Here is a 22,361-nt window from a genome sequence, read left to right as displayed (position 1 = left end):
TGCGTTATTTGACATTGGCGGGGGAGGGCTGCCCGGCAGGAGTACCGGAGGCGGGGGCGGCCGACGAGGCGGCTGCAGGCACAGTGCCCGGCGCCACATTGGTCGCGCCAGCGGGAACGCCCGCCACTGCGGCCGTGCCAGCTGGCGCAGCGGGGACAGCACCCGGCGTGCCGGCGGCAGGGGCTGCGCCCGGCACCAGTGCGGCACCCGGCGGCTTGGATTTGATCGGCGCCACGGTCGGCACTTTGCTCTGCGTCGGCGTGGGCGGGTTGGCGACCTGCTTTTTCGGCGCCTTGTCGGCCAGCTGTTTCTTTTTCTCTTCCGGCAGCTGCTGGTATTGCTCCCACTGGGCCGATTTCTGGCCGGGAGTGATCTTCTGCGAGCGGGCGAAATTCTCGCGCACCTGGCGGCGCTGGTCCGGTGTCAGGCGCAGCCAGTCGCGCATGCGCTCGTGGACGCGCTGCTGCTCGTCCGGTTTCATGGAAGCGAACCGGTTGGCGATTTCCAGCCATTTCTGCTTGCGCAGCCCTTCCAGCTTGTTCCACTCTGCCGACAGCGGCTCCAGCGCGCGCTGCTGCGCCGGCGAGAGGTCTTTCCACAGCGGTTTTTCGAGGGCGATGGGGGCAACGGCATGTTTGCCGGGCGCGGCGGCGGTCGCAGCGCCGGGCGCGGCAGCGGGCGCGCCGCCTTGCGCGGCGGCCAGCGCGGTCCAGCCTAGCAGGAGGGCGGAAACGATCTTACGCGCCATCCTTATTGCTCGCGATTTTCAAGATAGGCGTTGAAGCCGTGGTCCAGGTAGGCCGACAGCGGCAACTCGTCCGACAGCACGGCCGCGTCCAGCTCGGCCAGTTCGGCGATGCGCTGCTGCTCTTCGTACTGGTACACGCCAACCATGCCGGCCACCAGGATCAGCATGGGCACGGCCACGCGCATGCGGCCCAGCCAGCCGAACGGGTTGCTGAAGAAGCCGCCGGCACCGGCCGTGGCCAGCTCGGATTGCGTCACGCGCACCGGCACGTGCGGTTTCTTGCGCGCCATGGCGGCCTTGCGGGCGGCAGCCAGGCGGTCGGTGGTCGAAGCCGGCAGGTCGTCCAGCTTCTCGTTGAGTGCGTGGCGCACCCGATAGGCAAAGTTCAGATCGTCGGTATTCATAATTTAATTCCCTTGGCTTTGAGCGCTTCGGCGAGAGTGTGAGTTGCCCTAGAGCAATGTGTCTTCACGCTCCCTTCGGAACATCCCATCGCTTCGGCCGTCTCGGCCACGTCCAGATCATGTAAGTAACGCATAAGGAAGGCTTCCCGTTGACGCGCTGGAAGCTTTTGTACTTCGTCATCGATGGCGCTGAGGGTCTGCATGCGTTCCACCTTGTCCGCGCTGGACTCGGCTGCCTGGGAACCTTGCTCGGCTTCGTAGGATTCCAGTATATCAAAGTCCTCATGCTCGTCGGCCGAGGAGCTCATGCCGGAAAACAGGCTGACCCAGGTGTTGCGCACCTTCTCACGGCGGAAGTAGTCGAGGATGGTCGTTTGCAGGATGCGCTGGAATAGCATCGGCAGTTCGGCGGCCGGCTTGTCGCCATATTTCTCTGCCAGCTTGATCATCGCGTCCTGCACGATGTCCAGGGCGCTTTCATCCTTGCGGACCGCGTAGACGGCTTGTTTGAAGGCGCGCCGCTCGACGTTTTCGAGAAAATCCGATAATTCTTTGTCTGTTGCCATGCGTCGGGGAGCGTGCTGCGGGGGAGATGAACAGGCTGCATCCTAGCAAAAAACGGGCCTTTCCGCATGTTTTTACCGCTTGCCAACATGAAAATGCACCAGAATGGCAATCAAATTGAATGTTGCTCACAATTTTACTTGACCAATTTGGTGCGGCGCAGTAACGTATAGATCGCTTCGAACACCACGAAGCCCTTGGTTTTGTCCGGCAGCACACAACGCTGTCACCGACATCGCCCGCTTTCATTTGTCAGCAGTTTGCTCTAACCCGCGCCACAAGCGCGAGAGGTATGCACAACCGCGGCAGACACTCCGGCCAAACGAGTTGCGTTTAGCGCCACTTTGCACCGTATCTATGGGTACGGGAAGAAGTGCCGTGACCGCAGAAAGAAGGGACGCCAGGAGAACTGCCCCGCATTGCATAGCTTCGCCAGGAAAGAGCATCCGATCAATCTCCTATGGACCTTGAAAGGAATGTTTCATGAACACCGAAGCAAATGCACCCATCACGGGCGCAGAGATACTCGTACGCTGTTTAGCTGAAGAAGGTGTGGAACACGTCTTTGGCTACCCGGGCGGCGCAGTGCTCTACATCTACGACGCCATCTTCAAGCAGGACAAATTCCAGCACATCCTCGTCCGTCACGAGCAGGCCGCTATCCATGCCGCCGACGCGTATTCGCGTTGCTCCCAAAAAGTCGGCGTGGCACTGGTAACTTCCGGCCCAGGTGTGACCAATGCCGTCACCGGCTTGTCCACCGCCTACATGGATTCCATTCCCATGGTCGTGATCTCGGGCCAGGTGCCCAGCCACGCCATCGGCCAGGACGCCTTCCAGGAATGCGACACCGTGGGCATCACCCGCCCCGTGGTCAAGCACAACTTCCTGGTCAAGGATGTGAAAGACCTGGCGGAAACCGTCAAGAAAGCATTCTTTATCGCCCGCACCGGCCGTCCCGGCCCCGTGCTGGTCGATATCCCGAAAGACATCAGCATGCACAAGGCGCCGTACTCCTATCCCAAGGAGATCGAAATGCGCTCGTACAAGCCGGTGGACAAGGGCCACTCCGGCCAGATCCGCAAGGCCGTGCAACTGCTGCTGCAAGCCGAACGCCCGATGATCTACACCGGCGGCGGCGTGATCCTGGCCAATGCCGCACCGGAGCTGAACCGCCTGGTCGACAAGCTGGGCTTCCCGGTCACCAACACGCTGATGGGCCTGGGCGCCTACCGCGCCTCCGACGAGAAATTCGTCGGCATGCCCGGCATGCACGGCACCTACGAAGCGAACATGGCGATGCAGAACTGCGACGTCCTGATTGCCATCGGCGCCCGCTTCGACGACCGCGTGATCGGCAACCCGAAACACTTCGCCACCAACCCGCGCAAGATCATCCACGTGGACATCGATCCCTCGTCGATCTCCAAGCGCGTCAAGGTCGATATTCCCATCGTCGGCAACGTCAAGGACGTGCTGGTTGAGTTCCTGGCCCAGCTGGACGCCACCGACCAGAAGCCGAACCTGCCTGCCGTGAGCAACTGGTGGAAGCAGATCAATGAATGGCGCGGCAAGGACTGCCTGAAGTACAGCAGTTCGGACCTGGTCATCAAGCCGCAGGACGTGGTCGAGAAGCTGTGGCAGGTCACCGGCGGCGACGCCTATGTCACCTCCGACGTCGGCCAGCACCAGATGTGGGCTGCGCAGTACTACAAGTTCGACAAGCCGCGCCGCTGGATCAATTCCGGCGGCCTGGGCACCATGGGTGTGGGCCTGCCGTACGCCATGGGCGTGCAGATGGCCAATCCGGACGCGACTGTCGCCTGCATCACCGGCGAAGGCTCGATCCAGATGAACATCCAGGAACTGGCGACCTGCAAGCAGTACCACCTGACGCCGAAAATCATCCTGTTGAACAACCGCTTCCTGGGCATGGTGCGCCAGTGGCAGCAGATCGACTACGGTTCGCGCTACTCCGAGTCCTACATGGATTCGCTGCCGGACTTCGAGAAGCTGGCTGAGGCCTATGGCCACGTCGGCATGCGCATTGAAAAGCCGGGCGACGTCGAGAACGCGCTCAAGGATGCCTTCCGGATGAAGGACAAGCTGGTCTTCATGAATTTCATTACCGACCAGAGCGAGAATGTGTGGCCGATGGTGAAGGCAGGCAAAGGCCTCTCCGAAATGCTGCTGGGTTCGGAGGATCTGTAATGCGACATATTATTTCTGTATTGCTGGAAAACGAAGCCGGCGCGCTGTCGCGCGTGGTGGGCCTGTTCTCGGCCCGCGGCTACAACATCGAAACCCTGACCGTGGCGCCGACCGAGGACGCGACCCTGTCGCGCATGACCATCGTCACCACCGGCTCGGACGACATCATCGAGCAGATCACCAAGCACCTCAATCGCCTGATCGAAGTGGTCAAGGTGGTCGACCTGACCGAAGGCCAGCACATCGAGCGCGAGCTGATGCTGATCAAGGTGAGGGCGGTGGGCAAGGAGCGCGAGGAAATGAAGCGCACCGCCGATATTTTCCGTGGCCGCATCATCGATGTCACCGAAAAGACCTACACCATTGAGCTGACGGGCGCCAAGAGCAAGCTGGACGCCTTCATCGATGCCATCGACCGCACCTCGATCCTGGAAACCGTCCGTACCGGCGGCTCGGGCATCGGACGCGGCGAGCGCATCCTCAAAGTTTAATTTTTAGAATTTACCGAATATCTCACCAAGGAATGACCATGAAAGTTTTCTACGACAAAGACGCCGACATCTCCCTGATCAAGGGCAAAAACGTAGCCATCATCGGCTACGGCTCGCAGGGCCACGCACACGCGCAAAACCTGACCGACTCCGGCGTGAACGTGACCGTTGGCCTGCGCAAGGGCGGCGCGTCGTGGCAGAAAGTGGAAGCGGCCGGCATCAAGGTTGCTGAAGTCAACGACGCCGTCAAAGCGGCCGACGTCATCATGATCCTGCTGCCGGACGAGAACATCGCCCAGGTCTACAACGAAAACGTGGCACCGCACGCCAAGCAGGGCGCCGTGCTGGCCTTCGCGCACGGCTTCAACGTGCACTACGGCCAAGTCGTGCCGCGCGCCGACCTGGACGTGATCATGGTTGCGCCGAAAGCGCCAGGCCACACCGTGCGCGGCACCTACCGCCAGGGTGGCGGCGTGCCGCACCTGATCGCCGTGTACCAGGACAAGTCCGGCAACGCCCGCGACATCGCCCTGTCCTACGCGTCGGCGAACGGCGGCGGCAAGGCCGGCATCATTGAAACCAACTTCCGCGAAGAAACCGAAACCGACCTGTTCGGTGAGCAGGCTGTTCTGTGCGGCGGCGCGGTCGAGCTGATCAAGGCCGGCTTCGAAACCCTGACCGAAGCGGGCTACGCGCCGGAAATGGCTTACTTCGAGTGCCTGCACGAACTGAAGCTGATCGTCGACCTGATCTACGAAGGCGGTATCGCCAACATGAACTACTCGATCTCGAACAACGCCGAATACGGCGAGTACGTGACCGGCCCGAAAGTGGTGACCTCGGCCACCAAGGAAGCGATGCGCCAGTGCCTGAAGGACATCCAGACCGGCGAATACGCAAAGAGCTTCATCCTGGAAAACAAGGCCGGCGCGCCGACCCTGATTTCCCGCCGCCGCCTGACCGCCGAGCACCCAATCGAAGAAGTGGGCGCCAAGCTGCGCGCCATGATGCCTTGGATCGCGAAAAACAAGCTGGTCGACCAGTCGAAAAACTAAAGCCAACGCGGGCGCAAGCCCGCGCGCTTCCAGCCCGCCCGCGCAAGCCGGCGGGCTTTTTCTTTTGCGCGTTATTTATGGCTTGGCGCTGGCGCCGCGCCACGAAGCCGAGCAGGCCGAAGCCGGCCAGCAGCATGGCGTAGGTTTCAGGTTCCGGCACCGGCGCCATGGTCAGCACCACGATTTCGCAGCCCAAGCCGGCCTTGCATGCCTTGGCCGCGATGTCGCCGTTCTCGTTGATGTCGAACGCTTTCTGCACCGTCCAGCCCAGCGCCGGGTCCACCAGCGTGTTCAGGTCGGTCATGGCGCCGTCCGAGTACAGGAAGGCGCCCCAGCTGTTGCCTGTCATGCCCCAGCCCACAACCTGGCCGGCATCATTGATGCCGCTGGCTATGGAGTAGGTATGGCCGGTCAGCGCGCCCAGGTCGAGCATCGTGCCGCCCTGGTAGACGAACGCGCGGTAGCCGTTGGCGTTCGCCGAGTACCCGGCCACAGCGCCGCCGGCATTGATGGCCCAGGCGTTACTGCTGCTGTCGCCGGCCAGGGTGCCGATATCGGTCATCACGCCGTTCGCGTAGACGAAGGCGTGGCTGGCCAGGGCTCCTGGCGCAGTACTGGACGAGCCGACCACCACGCCGCTGTCGTTGATGTCGTAGGCGTAGCTGTCGCCACCGTACAGCGTGCCCAGGTTCTGCGTCGTGCCGTTGGCGAAGACGGCCGCGCGGTAGCCGGTGCTGGTCCAGGCCACGCCCGCTACCGCGCCTGCGTTGTTGATGCGGCCACCTTCGCCGCCGATGCCGAAGTCGTTGTAGCGGGTTGCCTGGCCGTGTTGCCAGGTCTCGACCCAGGGATCGCTGCTATTGCCGGACACGACGCCCTGGTCGTTGATGCCGCCGATACTGAAGAAGCCGGGGTAGCTGACCTTGCCGCCGCCGGCCAGGAAGGCTGCCGGCTGGCCGTCCTCGCCGGGATGGTGCACGCCGACCACGGTGCCGGCATTGTTGATGCTGGTGGCGCGGCTGTCGGTGCCGGCGGAAACGCCCAGTTGCTTGATGTTGTAAGGTGCGCTGTGCGCCAACAGCGGGGCAGCCATGAGCGGGGTAGCCAGCAACAATGCCGACAGAAGCTTGCGATTTGCCATGTTGATTCCTGAGTGGGGGATGGAGCCATATGGTAGACCCCGCATCGCGCGCACAATTGCCTTGTTGCTCACATTTTTTATTTATTAAGATTGTGACATTTGGTGTATCGTGCGCACACCGGCGTGCGTTAACGCCGTGTACGTACAAGCCGCGCGTGCACTTTCCGTAGCAGCATGCTATCCTGCTACTCAGCAACAATTAGTTCTCCCGAGCCCCATTCCCGCTCAAGCAATCGAATTCTCGTGCCGCCTCCGGCACGTGCCAGTGCCCCGTCCCGCATTGATTACCCGCCCGCTGCTGCTTCCGCTTAGCTGCCGCTGCCGCGCGCGCCACATCGACACTTGAACGGACCAGCCATGACTTTTACTTGCCAGCAAACCGAAACCAGCCGCCTCGAAGCCCTTCATCGCCTGAGGCTGCTCGACACGCCGCCCAGCGAAGCCTTCGACCGCATCACCCGGATGGCCGCGCGCGTGTTCGGCCTGCCGATTGCCGCCGTGTCGCTCACTGACGCCGACCGCCAGTGGTTCAAGTCCCGCGTGGGCGTGGAGCATACCTCCATCCCGCGCGTGAAAGCGCCGTGCGGCACCGTGGCCGACACCGGCGGCGTGCTGGTGATTCCCGATCTGCTGGCCGACGATTACTTCTGCGACAGCATCCTGGCCGCCAGCGGCGTGCGCTACTACGCTGGCGCGCCGCTCACCACGGCGGACGGCCACTGCCTGGGCGCCATGTGCGTGCTGGGCCCGGAACCGCGCCACACCACGCCCGAAGAGCTCGGCCACCTGTCCGACCTGGCCGCCATGGTGATGGCGCAGATCGAGCTGCAGCATGCCATGGGCCGCGTCGATCCGCTCAGCGGCCTGCCCAACCGCAACCAGTTCATCGAGGACTTCCAGGACATGCAGCGCGACGGTCCGCCGGACGAGCAGCGCCTGGCAGTGGTGGTCAACCTGGCCACGCTGGAACAGCTGGGTAGCGCGGCGCGGGTCAAGAGCTCGTCCTACCTCGACCAGCTGGTGTCCGAAGCGACCCAGTGGATGCGCGCCCAGATCGAGCCGGGCCGCCAGATTTACCACGTGGGCGACGCCCAGTTCGCCATGTTCGCGCCGCCGTGCGCCACCCTGGAGGACTACGTTCCGCGCCTGAAGGAAAAGCTGCGCCGTGCCATCGGCCTGGCCCATTCGCGCCATATCGCCACCCCCTCGATCGGCGTGGCGCCCTTCGTGCTGGGCGGGGCCAACTGCCTGGACGTGCTGCGCACGGCGCAAAGCGCGGCCCATGGCGCGGCCAGCCAGCCTTGCCGGATCGCCATCTATAGCCGCGCCGAGGACGCCGCCTGCCAGCGCCGCTTCCGCCTGCTCAATGAATTCGGCAGCGCGCTGGAGGGCGGCGGCCAGCTGCGCCTGGTGTTCCAGCCGCGCGTGGACATGAAGACCGGCGCCTGCGTGGGCGCCGAAGCCCTGCTGCGCTGGACCCATCCGGAACTGGGTAACATCTCGCCGGGCGAGTTTATTCCCGTCATCGAGTGTTCGGGCCTGGCCCAGCCCACCACGGCCTGGGTGCTGAACGCGGCGCTGCGCCAGCAGCGGGCCTGGCGCAACGCCGGCCTGCAGGTGCAGATGGCGGTCAACGTGTCGGCCGCCAACCTGATCGAGCCCGATTTCGTGGCCCAGGTCGAGCACTGCCTGAACATGTACGACCTGCCGCCTTCCTGCCTGGAGCTGGAGATCACCGAAAGCGCCATCATGGAACACCCGGAGCGGGCCCAGGCCACGCTGGCGGCCATCGGCGACATCGGCGTGCACCTGGCGATCGACGATTTCGGCACCGGCTACAGCAGCCTGTCGTATTTGCAGAGCATGCCGGCCGACGTGGTGAAGATCGACCAGTCCTTCATCATTGGCCTGGAGGACGACGTGCGCAAGCAGTCCCTGGTGAGCACCATGATTACGCTGACGCGGGACCTGGGCCACCGGGTGGTGGCCGAGGGCGTGGAGTGCAGCGCCGTGCACGCCTTCCTGCAGGTGGCCGGCTGCGACGAGGCGCAGGGCTATCTGTTCGCGCGCCCGCTGGAAGCGGCCAGCTTCCTGTCCTGGTGCGGCGGCGGCAGCGCCGAAGCGCAAGCCGGCCGGCGCCTGCTGCGCGCGCTGGCCTGAGAGGCGGATTTAGCCGAACAGCTTGCCCTTGAGCAGGCCGAGGCCCTGCGCCACCAGGTCGTCCTGCGGCACCACGCCGCCCGGCGTCAGCTGGTCGATAATTTGCGGCAGGAACTGGGCCAGGCCGGCGCTGGCCTGTTCCGGCGGCACGCCGGCCTGCTGGGCGGCCTGCGCCAGCTGGTCGCCGCCCAGCGCGTCGGCGATCTGGTTGCCGGACACGGGCTGGTTTTCACCGGTGCTGATCCAGGACGCCACCTGGTCGCCCAGCCCGCTGGCCTGCAACTTTTGCAGCAGGCCCTGCAATCCGCCGGCCTGGTTGATGAGGCCGATGACGACGCCCATCAGGCCGCCTTGCGCCGCCGGGTCCTGCTGTTGCGAGCCCAGCGAACCGAGCACTTGTCCTGCGAGTTGGTCGAGCAATCCCATATCATTCTCCCGGTAGATGCTGCGGTTGGCTCCCGATCGGGAGTTGTTCATATTATCACGCGCGATGTCGTGTCCACTGCGTCCGCGCTGTTACAAACGCTCACTTTGTTGTGCTGGCGGCATCGCTGATTTCGGGTAAAGTTGCTCCACGATTTAACCAAGGAGCAACAAAATGACCGCCAAGAAGACCATCCTCGCCGCCGCCATGCTGATCCTGGGCGCCGCCGCCCAAGCCCAGCAGACCCCAACCAGCGGCACCCTGGTCATCGTGCCGGCCCAGGGCGAAGTGCGCGCCAATAACGACCAGGCCGTGGCCACGCTGGCCATCGAAGAGCAGGACAAGGACAAGGCCGCCGCCGCCTCGCGCGTGAACCAGAAGATGAAGCAGGGCCTGGACATCGTGAAGAAGGAAGACCCCCAGGCCAGCCTGAAAACCCAGGGCTACTACACCTATCCCGTGTATCCGGAAGACCGTCCGGTCGCGCCGGGTGCCGCGCCCAAGCCGCGCGTGCCGACCGCCTGGCGCGTCGGCCAGTATCTGCAAGTGACCACCACCAACCTGGAAAAGCTGCCGAAAACCGTGGCCGCCGCGCAAAAAGTGCTGACCTTGAATAACCTGAACTTCGGCCTGTCGCCCGCCGCCACCAAGAAGCTCGACGAGCAGCGCATCGCCGCCACCTACCAGAACCTGAACGAGCGCATCGCCGCCATCGCCAACGCCATGGGCCGCAAGGTGAGCGACGCCACGCTCGATACGGTGGACTTCGAGGGCTCCGGCGCCTACGCCCGCGAAGGCGTGTCCGCAGCCGCCCCCATGATGATGATGCGCGCCAAGAATATGGACAGCGCGGAAGTGTCAGAGCCGAGTTTCGAACCCGGCGAAACCACGCTGGAGATGCGCGTGGTTGGCAAAGTGAAATTCAAGTAAGCCGTACCTCGTTTCGCACCTCGTTGTCACTTCATTTCTTTTGCTGCGGTGTCCCTTATATAATAGGGTGGAATAATGTACTCACCGCAGCACTAGAAATGGAACCCAATGGCAAATTTCCCCCGTCGCAGACCTAAAAACGGCATAGCACCGGCCAAGCCCAAGAACTCGCGTTTTGCCCGGTTCGCGCGCAAGGCCCGGGGCGAGGGCAGCGACCGGCCGCGTTCGCGCGGCATCTACCTGCTGCCCAATGCCTTCACGACGGGAGCGCTGTTCTGCGGTTTCTACGCCATCGTCATGGCCATGAACCAGCGTTTCGAGCATGCCGCCTGGGCCATCTTCATTGCCATGGTGCTTGACGGCCTGGACGGCCGCATCGCGCGGCTGACCAATACCCAGAGCGAATTCGGCGCCCAGTACGACTCGCTGTCGGACATGGTGTCCTTCGGCGCCGCTCCGGCGCTGGTGATCTATGAATGGTCGCTGCGCGGCATGGGCAAGCTGGGCTGGATCGCCGCCTTCGTCTACTGCGCCGGCGCCGCGCTGCGCCTGGCGCGCTTCAATACCAATATCGAAGTGGTGGACAAGCGCTTCTTCCAGGGCCTGCCCAGCCCGGCCGCCGCGGCCATCGTGGGCGGCTTCGTGCTGCTGATGGTGGACCTGGAGATGCCGGGCCTGCAGCTGGCATGGATCTCCTTCGCCATTGCCCTGTTCGCCGGCCTGACCATGGTCACCAACGTGCCGTTCTACAGCTTCAAGGACGTGAACTTCCGCAAGTCCGTGCCCTTCATCGCCGTATTCCTGATTGCGCTGTTCTTCGCGCTGGTGTCGATCGATCCGCCGAAAGTGCTGTTCCCGCTGTTTATCGCGTACGGCCTGTCGGGCTACCTGGTGTCCTTCTGGCGCCTGGCCAAGGGCAAGCCGGTGAGCATCATCCAGACCGACGAAGAACCCGTCGACGAGAGCGAACGCCGCTAGCTAGCGCAGACGTGACGCAGGCGGTTCCACCCCAGCCATAAGGAGATTTCGTTATGAGCCTTAGCAACCGCCTCATCATTTTCGACACCACCCTGCGCGACGGCGAACAATCGCCGGGCGCCTCCATGACGCGCGAAGAAAAGCTGCGCATTGCCAAGCAGCTCGAACGGCTGAAAGTGGACGTGATCGAAGCAGGCTTTGCGGCGGCTTCGCAGGGCGACTTCGAGTCCATCAAGGCGATTGCCTCGCACGTGCGCGAATCGACCATCTGCTCGCTCTCGCGCGCCAACGACCGCGACATCGCGCGCGCTGCCGAAGCGCTGGCGCCCGCCGAACGCAAGCGCATCCACACCTTCATCGCCACCTCGCCGCTGCACATGCAGATGAAGCTGCGCATGGAGCCCGAGCAGGTGCTGGAGCAGGCCAGGCTGGCCGTGCGCTACGCCCGCAACCACACCGACGACATTGAATTCAGCCCGGAAGACGGCAGCCGCTCGGAAGAGGATTTCCTGTGCCGCGTGCTGGAAGGGGTGATCGCCGAGGGCGCCACCACCATCAACTTCCCGGACACGGTGGGCTACGCCGTGCCGGAGATGTTCGGCGCGACCATCAAGCGCCTGCGCGAGCGCATCCCCAATTCGGACAAGGCCGTGTGGTCGGTGCACTGCCACAACGACCTCGGGCTGGCCGTGGCCAACTCGCTGGCCGGCGTGATGATAGGCGGCGCGCGCCAGATCGAATGCACCATCAACGGCCTGGGCGAGCGGGCCGGCAACACCGCGCTGGAAGAGGTGGTGATGGCGCTGCGCACGCGGCAGGCCTATTACAACCTGACCGTGGGCATCGACACTTCGCAGATCGTGGCCGCCTCCAAGATGGTGTCGCAGATCACCGGCTTCGCGGTGCAGCCGAACAAGGCCGTGGTGGGCGCCAACGCCTTCGCGCACGCCTCCGGCATCCACCAGGACGGCATTTTGAAAGCGCGCGAGACCTACGAGATCATGCGCGCCGAAGACGTGGGCTGGACCGCCAACAAGATCGTGCTGGGCAAGCTGTCCGGCCGCAACGCCTTCAAGCAGCGCTTGCAGGAGCTGGGCATCGAGATGGATTCGGAAGCGGAAGTGAACGCCGCCTTCGGCCGGTTCAAGGAGCTGGCCGACCGCAAGTCCGAAATCTTCGACGAGGACATCATGGCGCTGGTGGCGGATGAGCAAGTGGCGCAGGACAACGAGTACTACCGTTTCGTGTCGCTGGCGCAGCGCTCGGAGACCGGCGAAACGCCCACCGCCAAGGTGGTGTTTTCCATGGACGGCAAGGAATACAGCTGCGACGGGCAGGGCGACGGGCCGGTGGACGCCATGGTCAATGCGATTGAAAGCCAGGCCAAATCAGGCGCCGAGCTGGTGCTGTTCTCGATCAACGCCATCAGCACCGGCACCCAGTCGCAGGGCGAGGTGACGATGCGGCTCTCGCACGCCGGGCGCATCGTCAACGGTGTCGGCGCCGATCCGGACATCGTGGTCGCCTCCGCCAAGGCCTACCTGTCCGGCCTGAACAAGCTGCACTCGAAGACCGAGCGCGTCAACCCGCAGGCGGCCCAGGGCTAGCGGAAGAAGCGCGGCTTTTCGTCATAGGCCGGGTCGGGGCCGGCCATCATTTCGCGCACGATGCCGGCCTGGTCGAAATGCACGTGCATCATGGAGTTCCACACGCCGGACTGTTTGTAGCGGTAGGACCAGACCGTGAGGTCGCGCAGCGATAGATAGCTGGTCTCGGCCGGGTGGCCGATGGTGCGCAGCACCTCGTCGCGGGTGGCGAGGCCGACCTTGAGGGTGGCGAATTTTTCGTCCGTCAGCACCTGTTCGTAAGACACCAGCCCGCCGTCTGGCCCGAAGCGCGCCATCCAGGCGTATTGGCCGAAGGGCTGGGTGGTGTATTCCAGCACCGTGCCGCTTTCCATTGCATAGACGGCGGTGGGCTTGCCCAGCCTGGCTTGCACGGCGTCCATGCGCTCGCCGATGGCGGGCGGCGGGCCGCCCAGGCCGGCGCAAGCCGCCAGCAGCAGCGGCAATATTGCTGTTATGACTAGTTTTCTCATGATCGCAACCTTCGCAATACCCGTCGACGGGTAATTCTAGCCTTACGTGGCGGATTCCGTTATACTCGCGGGTCTGGTCTTTGGGCCAGTCTATTTTAATCGTACTCACGGTGCGCAGGGTTCAGACTCCGCATACCGCATGTGAAAGGTAATATCATGACCGTAGAAAACATCAACAAAGCCGCGATCATCGCGGACAACGCACGTGGCCAGAACGACACCGGCTCCCCAGAAGTTCAAGTTGCGCTGCTGACCGCACGCATCAACGAACTGAACGGTCACTTCAAAGCCCACAGCAAAGATCACCACAGCCGTCGTGGCCTGATCATGATGGTTAACCGTCGTAAATCGCTGCTGTCCTACCTGAAGAACAAAGATGCAACCCGTTACCGCGACCTGATCGCTAAACTGGGTCTGCGTAAGTAATCTTTGTACGTCCCGGCTTGAGCCGAAATGCCTGCGTCAGTTCTCTGCCGCGGGCATTTTGTCATTCTGAGCCGGGAAAATAGGGCAATCCGGCAATACCTGTAGCAAATCAGTAATAAGCAGTAAATCAGCAGTAAATCAGCAGAAAATCAGCAGTAAAGGCGGCGGCCCCGGCCGTCGTCTGTGGTGAGGTGAACGACAGCTCCTGAAAATCTGTCGGCAAATAGAAAGGGATTACCCATGTTTAACAAAGTTACGAAAACCTTCCAGTACGGCCAACACACCGTGACCCTGGAAACCGGCGAGATCGCTCGCCAGGCATCCGGCGCGGTGATGGTGTCGATTGAAGACACCGTTGTGCTGGCAACCGTCGTGGCGCGCAAAGAAGCCAAGCCTGGCCAGGACTTCTTCCCGCTGACCGTCGACTACCTGGAAAAGACCTACGCTGCCGGTAAAATCCCGGGCGGTTTCTTCAAGCGCGAAGGCCGTCCTTCCGAAAAAGAAACGCTGACTTCCCGCCTGATCGACCGTCCTATCCGCCCTCTGTTCCCGGAAGGCTACATGAACGAAGTGCAAGTGATCATTCACGTGCTGTCGGTCAACCCTGAAATCGATCCAGACATCGCCTCGATGATCGGCGCCTCCGCTGCCCTGTGCGTAGCCGGCGTACCGTTCAACGGCCCGATCGGCGCCGCCCGCGTGGGTTACGCCAATGGCCAGTACATCCTGAACCCGACCACCACCCAGCTGAAGACCTCGCAGATGGACCTGGTTGTGGCCGGTACCGAAACCGCCGTGCTGATGGTGGAATCGGAAGCGCAGCAGCTGTCCGAAGAAATCATGCTGGGCGCCGTGGTCTATGGCCACACCGAAATGAAAGCAGTCATCGACGCGATCCACGAACTGGTGCGCGACGGCGGCAAGCCTGAAGTGCAGTGGGCGCCGGCGCCGAAGAACGAAGCGCTGATCGCCAAAGTGGCGCAGTTCGCCGAGTCGAAAATCCGCGAAGCCTACCAGACCAAAGACAAGCAAGCCCGCACCGACAAGCTGCGCGCCATGTCCGCCGAAGTGGTGGCCGACCTGGCTGCCGACGCAGCGGCCAACGGCACCGACGCGCCGGACGGCGTGGAAGTAGGCAACATCCTGTTCGACATGGAAGCCAAGGTCGTGCGTTCGCAGATCCTGGAAGGCGAGCCACGCATCGACGGCCGCGACACCCGCACCGTGCGTCCGATCGCGATCCGCACCTCCGTGCTGCCGCGCACCCACGGTTCGGCCCTGTTCACCCGCGGCGAAACCCAGGCACTGGTGGTAGCGACCCTGGGCACCGCCCGCGATTCGCAGAAGATCGACGCGCTGATGGGCGAGTACACCGACGACTTCATGCTGCACTACAACATGCCTCCGTTCGCCACCGGCGAAACCGGCCGCGTCGGTACGCCGAAGCGCCGCGAAGTGGGCCACGGCCGCCTGGCCAAGCGCGCGCTGATCGCCGCGCTGCCGGCAGCTGACGAGTTCAGCTACTCGGTGCGCCTGGTGTCCGAGATCACCGAATCGAACGGTTCCTCGTCGATGGCCTCCGTCTGCGGTGGCTGCCTGGCACTGATGGACGCCGGCGTGCCGATGAAGGCGCACGTGGCCGGTATCGCCATGGGCCTGATCAAGGAAGGCGGCCGTTTCGCCGTGCTGTCCGACATCCTGGGCGACGAAGACCACCTGGGCGACATGGACTTCAAGGTAGCCGGTACCGCCAATGGCATCACCGCGCTGCAGATGGACATCAAGATCCAGGGCATCACCAAGGAAATCATGCAAGTGGCGCTGGCGCAAGCCAAGGAAGGCCGCGAGCACATCCTGGGCGAAATGCAGAAGGCCATGCCGCACGTGAAGACCGAACTGTCGGACTTCGCACCGCGCCTGATCACCATCAAGATCAATCCTGAGAAGATCCGTGACGTGATCGGCAAGGGCGGCGCCGTGATCCGCGCGCTGACCGAAGAAACCGGCACCCAGATCGACATCAGCGACGAAGGCGTGGTCACCATCGCTTCCGTTGACGCTGCCGCCGGCCAGGAAGCCAAGCGCCGCATCGAAGAGCTGACCGCATCGGTCGAAGTGGGCAAGACCTACGACGGCACCGTGCTGAAGCTGCTGGACTTCGGCGCCATCGTCCAGGTCATGCCGGGCAAAGACGGCCTGCTGCACATCTCGCAGATCGCCAACGAGCGCGTGAACGCCGTTGCCGACTACCTGAAAGAAGGCCAGCAAGTGCGCGTCAAGGTCCTGGAAACCGACGACCGCGGCCGCCTGAAGCTGTCCATGAAAGCAGCCGCCGAAGAAGGCGCAGCGCCAGCCGCGCAGTAATCGGGGCCTAGCTTCATCTGAAACCGCCAGCGCGCAAGCCTGGCGGTTTTTTTATTGCCGCGTCAGAATCGGCGGCGGTTTGCACCGGCTACCATACTGCATGATAATCTGTACAATCAAACGCATTCCAGCTGCCACATGCCACTCCCCATGCCCAACTACACATCTGAAGCGCTGTCCGAATTCATCAAAGCGGTTCAGGACACCAAGCCGCTGAATATCGCTGATCCGGCAGACGCGGCCCGTTACGTTGCGCATCTGCAGGGGCCCCGTAATGCGCTGGGGCGGCTGAAAAGTGAGATTACGCACCAGGACGGCGATGGCGTATATCTGTTCACGGGCCAGATCGGCAGCGGCAAGAGTACCGAGCTGCTGCGCCTGAAGAAGGAGCTGGAGGGGCCACAATGCAAAGTGTATTACTGCGATCTGGGCGACTGGCTGAACCTGAGCGCGCCTATCGATCTGGTCAGCATGTTGCTGGGCCTGGTTTCCTCGTGGATTGAGGCGGTGGGCGTGGTGGGGCGCACCAGGCGCACGCCTATCGAGCGGCTGACCGACTTCCTGACCCGCACCAATATCAACCTGGATAAAATCAACCTTGGCGCGGATATCGGCGTGGCCAAGACGCAGATCCAGCTGGCCCTGAAAACCGACGAGGCGTTCCGTGCCGGGCTTGAACAGACCCTGAAAAACAATGTGGCGGGTTTTGTCAGCCAGGCCCACCGCTTCGTGGCCGAATTGGTTGCCGATATTTGCCCGCATGGCGAGAAATGCGTGTTAATCGCCGACTCGCTGGAGAAGATACGCGGCTACGGCGCGGAATCGGAGAAAGTCTATGAGAGCGTGGAGCGCCTGTTCTTGAGCGAGGGCGCGGCCTTGCGTTTGCCGAGTGTGCACGTGGTGTATTCGGTGTCGCCGTTTCTGCTGGCGCAAAACCCCCATTTGCCCGGTATCCTGGGGCAAGGGGTGGTGGTGAACATGCCGTCGGTGCACGTGTTCAAGAAGCGCAGCGCGGCGCTCGACCCGGAGGGCGTGCAGCAAATGACCAACTTGCTGGCGCTGCGTTATGCCGCATGGGCGAAGTTCTTCACGCCCGCATTTCTCGAGCGCCTGATCCATGACAGCGGCGGGGATTTGCGCGACTACCTGCGCGCCATCAAGGTGGTGCTGCTGGAGATGGAAGCGGAGCCGGATGCGGGCGAGGACGAACTGCTGAGCGTTGTGCACAGCCAGATCAGCCCGCCGAAGCTGGTGCCGACAGCGGACATCGCGTGGATGGCCCGTCTGGAGCGCAGCCATGATCCGGAACTGGACGACAAGGTAAACAGCCTGGCCTTCCAGCGCTACCTGGCCACCAAGCACGTTCTGGCCTACCTGAACGGGGATGCATGGTACGCGATCCATCCTTTGCTGCGCGATTGGGTGATGGCGCGGCCAGAGGCCCAGCCGGCGCAGCCGGCGGCGCATTGATTCAGCCGCGCCCCGCCGCGCCCCGATCGTGAGCCCCGGGAAAGAGCACCGTTCACTGTTGCGGCGCCTCCGCCAGCAGCTTCGCTACCACGGAGGGGCCGGCGTGGTGTACCTGTTCAGCGACTATGCGCTCGCCAACCAATGGCTGGCGGCGGAACTGGACGCGCACTTACGGGCGCACGCGCGCCGCCTGCTGCAGTTGCAGCCCATCGCGCCCGATGCGCCGCCGGCCGATCTGCTTGGGCCGCTGCTCGCCCCGGCATCCGGCTTGCCAGTCATGCCTTGCTGGCTCAAACTGAGCGATCCCGCTCCGCTGTGGGATGCGTACCGGGACCGTCTCCTGGCCCGCCTGAACGAAAACCGCGCCGTGCTGGAGCGCGAGCAGGCCTTCGTTTTTCTGTTGCTGCCGGCGCGTTACGCCGCGCGGACAGCGGAGGTCGCCCCCGACCTGTGGTCGGTCCGCAGTGCCGTGCACGTGGTGCCGGCGTGGGACGCCGGCGATGAGCTGCCCGCACACGCCAGCGTTCCGGCCGCTGCCAGCCCACGCGGCCTCGGTGCCGCGCCCAGCGAGGGATTGCTGACACGCTGGGAACGTCAATGGCAGGGGTGGCGGTCGGCCCCCAGCCGGCGCCTGTCGCCGGCGCTTGGGGGGCAGCTGGCCGAGCAATTATTGGAAGTGCGCCTGCCTGCGCAGGCGCTGCCGATCGCTGAACAGGTGCTGGAAATATGCCGGCGGGAGGCGGCGCTGGACGGGGGCACGCCGCAAAGCCTGCGTGCGCTAAGCCTGGCGCTGGTCACCCTGGGGCGCGCGGCGCGGGATTTGCAGCGCCTGGACGCTGCGCGCAAGGCTTTTCAGGAAAGTTTGGATATCAGCCGCCGCCTGGTGAAGGAGTCGAATGAATCGCTGCAAAGCTTGCACGATCTGAGCGTGTCGCTCAGTGGCATGGGGCGGGTGCTGCGCACCTTGAAACAGTTGGATGAAGCGGCAGTGGTGTTCCGGGAATGCCTGGAGATAGACCGCCGCATAGCCGCCATGGATGCGTCGCCCCACAATTTGCAGAACCTTGGTATCGGTCTCAATGACTTCGGCGATATCGCGTATGACTTGCAGCAACTGGAGGTGGCGCGCACCGCTTACCTGGAGAGCCTGGAGCTCCGCCGCCGCCTGCTTGTGCTGATGGACTCGTCCTGGTCCAGCATGGCCAGCCTCAGCACGTCGCTGGTCAAGGTGGGGAATATCGCCGCCGAGCTTGGACAGCTGGAAGCGGCGCGCGGCGCCTATTCTGAAAGCACGGATATTTGGCGTACGCTGGTCCGGCAGGCAGACGAATCCTTGCCTGGCTTGCGCGGGTTGAGCGGGTCGCTCAGTAAAGTTGGCGACATTCACGGCAAGCTGGGGCAATGGGATGCGGCCGGCGCCGCCTACGGCGAAAGCCTGCAGCTCGACCGCCGTATTGCCGCGCACGAAGCGGAAGCGCCGCAGAGCTTGCGGGACTTGAGCGTGTCGTTGAACAAGGTTGGCGATGCGGCGCGCAGGCAAGGAAAACTGGATGCCGCGCGCGAGGCGTATCAGGAAAGCCTGGACATCCGGCGCCGCCTGGCCGCCACGCTGGGCGAGCAGCCCATGCCCATGCGTGACCTGGGCATCGCGCTGGGGAAGATCGGCGACCTGGCTTGCGAGCACCAGCAGTGGGACGCCGCGCAGGCTGCCTATGATGAAAGCCTGGCTATCCGGCGGCGGATGGTCGACGAGCTGGGCCCGTTGCCGGAGTCGCTGCGCGATCTGGCGGTGATGCTGGGGCGGCTGGCGAACGTGGCACGGCAGCAGGGGCGGGTGGACGCAGCCAGTGCAGCCTGCCTGGAAAGCCTGGAGATCCGCCGCAGCCTTGCCGCGCGGGTGGGCGATACGCCTGCGACACTACGCGACTTGAGTGTCGCGCTGAAGCAGTTGGCTGAAATCGAGCGTGAAAAAGGCAACACCCAGGCAAGCGAGCAGGCCTTGCTGGAACACACCCGGATAGAGCAGCGCCTCGGTCTTCTCAGGGGCTGAGTGCTCATCGGCCGGCCTGCAGTTCCCTTATTGCAGCTTGCGGAACGGGTCGGCGGGGTCGGGCTTGCAGCGCACATAGAGGCTGTTGCGGTTGATGCGGGTTTCTTCGAGTACGCCTTGCTGCTTGCAGATGTCCTCCACGGTGCGGCGCCATGCTGGCCTTAATTCGCGGTTGTTCGCGTCCAGCGCCAGGATGCGTTCGCCGGCCAGCACGCTGTCCTGGCACTCCGGCTCGGTGCAGTAGCGGGTGCAATCGTTGCAGACCACGGCCTGGCCCGCGTGAAATGGCTGGCACTGGTCGTAGGTCGCGGGGATGACGATCTGGAAGGTCTTCACGTTGAAGTAGCCGCAGCGCTGCTCGCCGAAGCGGCCGATGCCGTCTTCCGCGTCTTTGTAATCGAAATCGCCGGCGAAGTAGATGCCCGGCACCTTGATGATGCCTTGCCGGTCGATCGCCAGCAGTTCCAGCGGTTCGCGCGTGATGACTGCGTGGCCGGATTTGTCGAACTTCACCTTCTTCAGGTGCGCTTTCCTGAGCCGTTCGCTGGTGCCTGCGGCCTCGAAGCACTGGTCTGCCCATACGTCGTCCTTGCCGGGGCAGTCCGCCATCGCCTGCGCTGCCACCAGCATCAGCAGGCTACCGATCCACAAGTGTCTCATTGTCATGTCCCCGTTGTTCAACGGGACCATCTTACATTTTCCAGGGAACTTTAGACGTACACGATGGTCTAATTCGCGGGAGGCCGCCATGGGAACTCTGTACGATGAAGATATCGCCGCGTGGGCGCGCGAACAGGCCGCGCTGCTCCGCGACAGGCAGTGGGAGCAGCTCGACCTGGAGCATATCGCCGAAGAGATCGCCGAGCTGAACCTGCGCGAGCGCCACGAGCTGGCGCACCGCTACACCCTTTTGCTGAGCCATCTGCTGAAGTGGCGGTTCCAGCCGGATCGCCGCTGTTCAAGCTGGCGCAAAACCTTGCGTGACCAGCGAACGCGCATTGCCCGCTTGCTGAGCCGCACTCCCAGCCTCAAGCACGTGATGGACGATGCCGAATGGCTGGCCGACATATGGGGTGATGCGCTGGAAAAGCGGTGCACGAAGCCGGCTTGGACTATGACGCCATACCCGAAACCTGGCCGTGGACCATCGGGCAAGTGCAGTCGCAGGCGTTTTTCCCGGACTGAACCCCTCAGCCCGCCGCCGGCGATCGGCCGCCTCGGCTATACTTTGCGCATTGCCAATTCCTTAACGGCTTGCGTCCATGTCCCCGTTCAATCTGTTCCAGCGCGTCTCCAAGGCCCCCACCAACCCGAAGGCAGCGCCCAAGCCGCGCCAGTTCGACGTGGCCGACTTGTACCAGGGCCCGGTGAAGCTGGGCACGGAGGAGGGCGGCGCCGCCCAGCCGCTGGACGAGAAGCTGCGCCAGGCCTACTTCTGGATCGTCAACAACGCCATCATCAGTCCGCACTACGACATCGAGTACAACAGCGGCCCCGCGCAATCCTACTCGGTGGGCGACAGCAAGCGCACCCTGAGCCTGCCCTCGGCGCAGAGCTATTCCAGCTTCGTGCTGCTGCCGCTGCTCACCTTCGCCACGCGCCGCAAATGCCTGTTCGTGGGCGGGCCGGGGCGCGGCAAGACCGCCAGCGCCATCCTGATGGGGGTGCTGTCGGGCGCCTCGGTGAAGGAGGTCAGGCGCGCCATGCAGCATGGCCACCCGCAAATGACCATCGCCGACCTGCTGGGCAATCCGCTGCCGGCGGACCTGGTGAACGCGCAGAGCATGGACGAGATCCGCATCGCGTGGCGCAGCTGGCTGGGCATGCGCGTGAAGATCATCGACGAATACAACCGCATTCCCACCCGCACGCAGAGCGCGCTGCTCACGCTCATGGGCGACAATTATGCGGAAGTGCTGAACCACATTTACGAGTGCCCCGAATCGGCCTGGTATCTGACCGCGAACGACGACCAGGGCGGCGGCACTTACGAGGTGGTCGAGGCGCTGCGCGACCGCATCGACGTGATCGTGCAGGCACTGTCCTTTAATCCGCGCTTCCTCGGCGAGCTGCTGGTGCGTATCGAAGAGAACCTGAAGCCGGAAGAGCTGGTGCCGGCCGAGATCATCTTCACACCGGAGCAGGTGGACCGCATCGGCGGGGAGATCCGCGCCGTGCTGGTGCCGGAACCGGTGCGGCGGCGGCTGGAGTTCTTCACCAGCCAGTTCGAACTGCTGGAGACGGCGGGCGGCCAGTTCGAGTACATGACCAAGGACACGGCGCGCCTGTCCGGCTTCGACTGGAGCCAGGTCACCGCAGCGGACAATGGGCGCGACCGCCTGAAGGACCTGGGCTGCCAGACCCGGAACGGCATCTCGGTGCGCAACCTGATGACGCTGCTTATCTACGCCAAGGCGCTGGCCTACTTCCGGGGCAACGCCGAAGTGGAGCTGGACGACGTGCGCCAGGTGCTGCCTTTCGTCCTGCATGACAAGCTGCAGCCGGACCTGGACGCGCCGTTCTTCGGCCTGCCCGAGAACGCGGCCTACCGGACCGACCGCCTGAGCTGGCTGCGCCGCCTGTTCGATGCGTCCAACGCGGATTACGACCGGCTGGACCTGGACCGCAACGATCCGGTGGGCGACTTCGCCGCGCAGTTCGCGCAGGGACTGGATGGGTTGAGCGAGCGCGACGTGCTGGCGCGGCTGAGCAAGATCGAGCGTCAAGTGGCTGAGCAGACCAAGGGGCGCAAGCTGTACGGGCACCTGTATGACGACCTGCTCAAGCTGAAGTACCTGCACCAGCGCTACACCAACTACCTGGTCTGGCTGCGGTCGCAATAGAGGA

18 protein-coding genes and 2 pseudogenes are annotated in these 22,361 nt (G+C 63.6%); 13 read left to right on the top strand and 7 right to left on the bottom strand.

Features of this window, described 5'->3' with window-relative positions; genetic code table 11:
• Positions 1-4: 4 nt before the first annotated feature.
• Genes ASC94_RS30930 through ASC94_RS30920 form a run of 3 tightly spaced genes read right to left on the bottom strand, consistent with a single transcriptional unit; the run spans position 5 to position 1,718 of the window.
• A complete protein-coding gene (locus ASC94_RS30930) occupies positions 5-748 on the bottom strand; it encodes a DUF3106 domain-containing protein (RefSeq protein ID WP_056405204.1) in 744 nt (247 codons plus the stop codon).
• Positions 749-750: 2 nt separating this feature from the next.
• Entirely contained in the window at positions 751-1,152 is a 402-nt protein-coding gene (locus ASC94_RS30925; RefSeq protein ID WP_056405202.1) for a DUF3619 family protein, read from the bottom strand.
• Positions 1,149-1,718: an RNA polymerase sigma factor gene (locus ASC94_RS30920; RefSeq protein ID WP_056405201.1), complete on the bottom strand. Its 570-nt coding sequence runs from the start codon at positions 1,716-1,718 to the stop codon at positions 1,149-1,151. The genes ASC94_RS30925 and ASC94_RS30920 overlap by 4 nt, the downstream gene beginning before the upstream one ends.
• A gap of 481 nt (positions 1,719-2,199) precedes the next feature.
• Between ASC94_RS30920 and ASC94_RS30915 the strand changes: the two genes are divergently transcribed.
• The 3 genes from ASC94_RS30915 to ilvC are packed head-to-tail and all read left to right on the top strand — an operon-like array spanning position 2,200 to position 5,473.
• Positions 2,200-3,927 carry an acetolactate synthase 3 catalytic subunit gene (locus ASC94_RS30915; RefSeq protein ID WP_056405198.1) on the top strand — a complete coding sequence of 576 codons (1,728 nt, stop codon included), beginning with the start codon at positions 2,200-2,202 and terminating at the stop codon, positions 3,925-3,927.
• On the top strand, positions 3,927-4,418 hold the full coding sequence (gene ilvN / locus ASC94_RS30910; RefSeq protein ID WP_055935546.1) for an acetolactate synthase small subunit: 492 nt from the start codon (positions 3,927-3,929) through the stop codon (positions 4,416-4,418). The genes ASC94_RS30915 and ilvN overlap by 1 nt, the downstream gene beginning before the upstream one ends.
• A gap of 38 nt (positions 4,419-4,456) precedes the next feature.
• A complete protein-coding gene (gene ilvC / locus ASC94_RS30905) occupies positions 4,457-5,473 on the top strand; it encodes a ketol-acid reductoisomerase (RefSeq protein ID WP_056405196.1) in 1,017 nt (338 codons plus the stop codon).
• 91 nt (positions 5,474-5,564) lie between these two features.
• Here the strand turns inward: ilvC and ASC94_RS33965 are convergent.
• Positions 5,565-6,566 (bottom strand): annotated as a pseudogene (locus tag ASC94_RS33965) (PEP-CTERM sorting domain-containing protein); the annotation flags it as partial.
• A 405-nt stretch (positions 6,567-6,971) separates the two neighbouring features.
• Between ASC94_RS33965 and ASC94_RS30900 the strand changes: the two are divergent.
• On the top strand, positions 6,972-8,774 hold the full coding sequence (locus ASC94_RS30900; protein WP_056405194.1) for a GGDEF and EAL domain-containing protein: 1,803 nt from the start codon (positions 6,972-6,974) through the stop codon (positions 8,772-8,774).
• A 9-nt stretch (positions 8,775-8,783) separates the two neighbouring features.
• Here ASC94_RS30900 and ASC94_RS30895 read toward each other — a convergent pair whose 3' ends face one another.
• Positions 8,784-9,200 carry a YidB family protein gene (locus tag ASC94_RS30895; protein ID WP_056405192.1) on the bottom strand — a complete coding sequence of 139 codons (417 nt, stop codon included), beginning with the start codon at positions 9,198-9,200 and terminating at the stop codon, positions 8,784-8,786.
• Between the two features lie 172 nt (positions 9,201-9,372).
• Between ASC94_RS30895 and ASC94_RS30890 the strand changes: the two genes are divergently transcribed.
• The 3 genes from ASC94_RS30890 (at position 9,373) to ASC94_RS30880 (ending at position 12,713) form a co-directional block, all read left to right on the top strand.
• Entirely contained in the window at positions 9,373-10,128 is a 756-nt protein-coding gene (locus ASC94_RS30890; protein WP_056405190.1) for an SIMPL domain-containing protein, read from the top strand.
• 108 nt (positions 10,129-10,236) lie between these two features.
• The gene (gene pssA, locus ASC94_RS30885) at positions 10,237-11,106 is read left to right on the top strand and encodes a CDP-diacylglycerol--serine O-phosphatidyltransferase (RefSeq protein WP_056405188.1); all 870 of its coding nucleotides are present in this window, start codon (positions 10,237-10,239) and stop codon (positions 11,104-11,106) included.
• Positions 11,107-11,159: 53 nt separating this feature from the next.
• Positions 11,160-12,713: a 2-isopropylmalate synthase gene (locus tag ASC94_RS30880; RefSeq protein ID WP_056405187.1), complete on the top strand. Its 1,554-nt coding sequence runs from the start codon at positions 11,160-11,162 to the stop codon at positions 12,711-12,713.
• On the opposite strand, the gene bamE is transcribed toward ASC94_RS30880, so the two are convergent.
• A complete protein-coding gene (bamE, locus tag ASC94_RS30875) occupies positions 12,710-13,204 on the bottom strand; it encodes an outer membrane protein assembly factor BamE (protein WP_056405185.1) in 495 nt (164 codons plus the stop codon). The two genes, ASC94_RS30880 and bamE, sit on opposite strands and share 4 nt — an antisense overlap.
• Before the next feature lie 156 nt (positions 13,205-13,360).
• Between bamE and rpsO the strand changes: the two genes are divergently transcribed.
• The 4 genes from rpsO to ASC94_RS30855 all read left to right on the top strand — a co-directional run bounded on the left by rpsO (position 13,361) and on the right by ASC94_RS30855 (position 19,514).
• On the top strand, positions 13,361-13,630 hold the full coding sequence (gene rpsO / locus ASC94_RS30870) for a 30S ribosomal protein S15 (protein WP_056405183.1): 270 nt from the start codon (positions 13,361-13,363) through the stop codon (positions 13,628-13,630).
• 240 nt (positions 13,631-13,870) lie between these two features.
• Positions 13,871-15,994: a polyribonucleotide nucleotidyltransferase gene (gene pnp, locus ASC94_RS30865; protein ID WP_056405181.1), complete on the top strand. Its 2,124-nt coding sequence runs from the start codon at positions 13,871-13,873 to the stop codon at positions 15,992-15,994.
• Between the two features lie 54 nt (positions 15,995-16,048).
• Complete coding sequence (locus ASC94_RS30860) at positions 16,049-17,464, top strand: hypothetical protein (RefSeq protein WP_157201662.1); 1,416 nt, start codon at positions 16,049-16,051, stop codon at positions 17,462-17,464.
• Positions 17,465-17,567: 103 nt separating this feature from the next.
• Positions 17,568-19,514 carry a tetratricopeptide repeat protein gene (locus tag ASC94_RS30855; RefSeq protein ID WP_157201661.1) on the top strand — a complete coding sequence of 649 codons (1,947 nt, stop codon included), beginning with the start codon at positions 17,568-17,570 and terminating at the stop codon, positions 19,512-19,514.
• Between the two features lie 27 nt (positions 19,515-19,541).
• On the opposite strand, the gene ASC94_RS30850 is transcribed toward ASC94_RS30855, so the two are convergent.
• Positions 19,542-20,174 (bottom strand): WG repeat-containing protein, encoded by a 633-nt coding sequence (locus ASC94_RS30850; RefSeq protein WP_157201660.1) that lies wholly within the window; start codon positions 20,172-20,174, stop codon positions 19,542-19,544.
• A 4-nt stretch (positions 20,175-20,178) separates the two neighbouring features.
• On the opposite strand from ASC94_RS30850, the pseudogene ASC94_RS32185 reads away from it, so the two are divergent.
• Together ASC94_RS32185 and ASC94_RS30840 are read left to right on the top strand one after the other, a co-directional pair.
• Positions 20,179-20,565 (top strand): annotated as a pseudogene (locus ASC94_RS32185) (DUF29 domain-containing protein); the annotation flags it as partial.
• Between the two features lie 211 nt (positions 20,566-20,776).
• Positions 20,777-22,357 (top strand): AAA family ATPase, encoded by a 1,581-nt coding sequence (locus ASC94_RS30840; protein WP_056405168.1) that lies wholly within the window; start codon positions 20,777-20,779, stop codon positions 22,355-22,357.
• The last annotated feature ends 4 nt before the right edge of the window (positions 22,358-22,361 follow it).

The sequence above is a fragment of the Massilia sp. Root418 genome, assembly GCF_001425265.1.
GTDB lineage: Bacteria > Pseudomonadota > Gammaproteobacteria > Burkholderiales > Burkholderiaceae_D > Rugamonas.
The sequence above is the reverse complement of the archived record's forward strand: the minus strand, read 5'-3'. Positions and strand labels throughout refer to the sequence as shown.